Raw genomic sequence first — 1,895 nt, 5'->3', positions numbered from 1 at the left:
GTTGGCGGGGTAACGGCCCACCAAGGCGACGATGACTAGGGGATCTGAGAGGATGGCCCCCCACACTGGTACTGAGACACGGACCAGACTCCTACGGGAGGCAGCAGTAAGGAATATTGGTCAATGGGGGCAACCCTGAACCAGCCATGCCGCGTGCAGGAAGACTGCCCTATGGGTTGTAAACTGCTTTTATCCGGGAATAAACCTGCTTACGTGTAAGTAGCTGAATGTACCGGAAGAATAAGGATCGGCTAACTCCGTGCCAGCAGCCGCGGTAATACGGAGGATCCAAGCGTTATCCGGATTTATTGGGTTTAAAGGGTGCGTAGGCGGCCTGATAAGTCAGGGGTGAAAGACGGTAGCTCAACTATCGCAGTGCCCTTGATACTGCCGGGCTTGAATGGACTAGAGGTAGGCGGAATGAGACAAGTAGCGGTGAAATGCATAGATATGTCTCAGAACACCGATTGCGAAGGCAGCTTACTATGGTCTTATTGACGCTGAGGCACGAAAGCGTGGGGATCAAACAGGATTAGATACCCTGGTAGTCCACGCCCTAAACGATGAACACTCGCTGTTGGCGGTACACAGTCAGCGGCTAAGCGAAAGCGTTAAGTGTTCCACCTGGGGAGTACGCCCGCAAGGGTGAAACTCAAAGGAATTGACGGGGGCCCGCACAAGCGGAGGAGCATGTGGTTTAATTCGATGATACGCGAGGAACCTTACCCGGGCTTGAAAGTTAGTGAATGATCTAGAGATAGATCAGTGAGCAATCACACGAAACTAGGTGCTGCATGGCTGTCGTCAGCTCGTGCCGTGAGGTGTTGGGTTAAGTCCCGCAACGAGCGCAACCCCTATGTTTAGTTGCCAGCATGTAATGGTGGGGACTCTAAACAGACTGCCTGTGCAAACAGAGAGGAAGGAGGGGACGACGTCAAGTCATCATGGCCCTTACGTCCGGGGCTACACACGTGCTACAATGGATGGTACAGAGGGCAGCTACATAGCAATATGATGCGAATCTCACAAAGCCATTCACAGTTCGGATTGGGGTCTGCAACTCGACCCCATGAAGTTGGATTCGCTAGTAATCGCGTATCAGCAATGACGCGGTGAATACGTTCCCGGGCCTTGTACACACCGCCCGTCAAGCCATGGAAGCTGGGGGTACCTAAAGTATGTAACCGCAAGGAGCGTCCTAGGGTAAAACCGGTAACTGGGGCTAAGTCGTAACAAGGTAGCCGTACCGGAAGGTGCGGCTGGAATACCTCCTTTCTGGAGCAGAATCACCTGCCCGCTTCGCCGCATGATATTTCGAATAAGGTATAGGGTAATAAGGTATAAGGCTTAAGGTCTAGATACCAATACTTGATACTAAAAGAGACAAAAAGAGAAAACAAGAAACACCCAGAAGACAACGGTGTGCCATAGCAGAAGAGCTAAAGCATGACGGAGCTTACGATGGGGAAAGCCAAAGGAAGCAGTAGCGGTAAGATACTATATACTGCATACTAAAGCTTACCTTAAATCAACAGTCCCGTAGCTCAGCCTGGTTAGAGCACTACACTGATAATGTAGGGGTCTCCAGTTCAAATCTGGACGGGACTACCATTTGAAGTCATAAGTCGAGAGTCTTCAGTCATGAGTCAAAGAAGACTTAAGGACTATGGACTAAAGACTAAGGACTGATACTCTGGGGGATTAGCTCAGCTGGCTAGAGCGCCTGCCTTGCACGCAGGAGGTCAACGGTTCGACTCCGTTATTCTCCACCAAAAAAGGTTGAGGGTTGTAAGGTAAAAAGCTTAAGGTAAACCCCATAGCTTATACAAACCATAACCAAAACAAGAGTTCATCAGGATTGATGGCATACATTGACAAATTGAAATAAAAGAAGA

2 tRNA genes and 1 rRNA gene are annotated in these 1,895 nt (G+C 49.8%); all 3 read left to right on the top strand.

Going from position 1 to position 1,895, the window contains the following annotated elements:
* Nucleotides 1–1,275: ribosomal RNA gene (locus ACFSR6_RS17550) — 16S ribosomal RNA — on the top strand; the annotation flags it as partial.
* A 258-nt stretch (nt 1,276–1,533) separates the two neighbouring features.
* A tRNA-Ile gene (locus ACFSR6_RS17545) sits at nt 1,534–1,611 on the top strand.
* Between the two features lie 84 nt (nt 1,612–1,695).
* Nucleotides 1,696–1,772, top strand: a tRNA-Ala gene (locus tag ACFSR6_RS17540).
* Nucleotides 1,773–1,895: the final 123 nt, after the last annotated feature.

The sequence above is a fragment of the Pedobacter vanadiisoli genome (assembly GCF_042684385.1).
Lineage (GTDB): Bacteria > Bacteroidota > Bacteroidia > Sphingobacteriales > Sphingobacteriaceae > Pedobacter > Pedobacter vanadiisoli.
This window is presented reverse-complemented; position numbering and strand designations above follow the sequence as displayed.